Origin of the sequence: Microbacterium aoyamense (genome assembly GCF_023155855.1) — a bacterium.
Taxonomy (GTDB): domain Bacteria; phylum Actinomycetota; class Actinomycetes; order Actinomycetales; family Microbacteriaceae; genus Microbacterium; species Microbacterium aoyamense.
Genome location: NZ_JAKNUT010000014.1, coordinates 1 through 1,022 on the forward strand (window position 1 = coordinate 1; position 1,022 = coordinate 1,022).

Below are 1,022 nucleotides of genomic sequence, written 5' to 3' on the forward strand. Positions count from 1 at the left end.
GCTGCTCCGCGAGCTGCTGCTCATCGATGATCTCTCCCGTCACGGGATCGATCATCTCGATGACATCGGTCATCGCCCTTCCTTTCAGTCAGGCCAGACCAGATCCACCGTTAATCAGACAGTCCCCATTCCGCCAGCTGCCGTGCGGGTGCGGTCCTCTGCCGTGGGCCACAGATGGCTGTATGTGTTGAGGGTGGTGGTGGCGTGGATGGCCTGGTGGATCTGTTCGACCAGCTGCCCCCTGGTGATCGCGGCTTTGTCCTGTGGCTAGCGTTCTGGCAGGGGGGTGCTGGGCGACGCTGAGAGCGGATGCTTCGGTCTGATAATGTCCCCGTGAACCCGCCCAAGGCGTATCTACCCGGTAAGGGTGCGTCCCGCCCGCAGTTTGTTGAGGATGGTTGCCTGTTCGAATCAGGCCGGGTCCGGGGAGCTCACGGCACTGCGGGTGCTGTCGGGGTTCCCGCCATTCGGTTCGGGCGCAGGTGAGCGCGGCAGGGACCGGGTACCTCTTCGAAAGTGCGACGCGGGCGAGAATGAATGTGTAGCGGCCTAGGCTCTAGGCCATGCATCGCGGGGATGTACTAGGCGGGCGGATCTCGATTGCGTAGTTCCACCGAAAGGGGCTGTGAGTGTGTTCGTGATCGAGGATGAGATCCATTTCGAGTTGATCGGTAAGTTTTCAAATCGGGATGAGGCGGCAACCGAGCTCAACCGACTGGCGTCACTGCCCTGGGACCACGCCCCGAACGTCGCCCCCTGCACCAGTTGGGCGAAATGCGGCCGGAATTACCACCTCATCGAATACGACATGTCCCAAACTCCCTGGCGCGAACTATCCCGAACACAGATGCTCGAGATTTCTGCCGATGAGGTTCGTTGGCACAGCGAGGGGTAGTGACTCGCCCCGGCATGTCCGGAGAGCGTTTTGCTGGTGTCAGCCGGCTTTCTCGACCGGTTCGGTGTGAGCGTAGTCGAGTTGCTCGACCTCGAGGGGTGTGAGGTCGTCGATCGAGCGGTGGGTG

2 protein-coding genes are annotated in these 1,022 nt (G+C 61.5%); both read left to right on the forward strand.

The window, feature by feature from the left end; all coding sequences use genetic code 11:
* The coding region (locus MA876_RS18810; protein WP_248153020.1) for a hypothetical protein at positions 1 to 271 on the forward strand (271 nt) is incomplete at its 5' end.
* Between the two features lie 360 nt (positions 272 to 631).
* Positions 632 to 895 (forward strand): hypothetical protein, encoded by a 264-nt coding sequence (locus tag MA876_RS18815; RefSeq protein WP_248153021.1) that lies wholly within the window; start codon positions 632 to 634, stop codon positions 893 to 895.
* Positions 896 to 1,022: the final 127 nt, after the last annotated feature.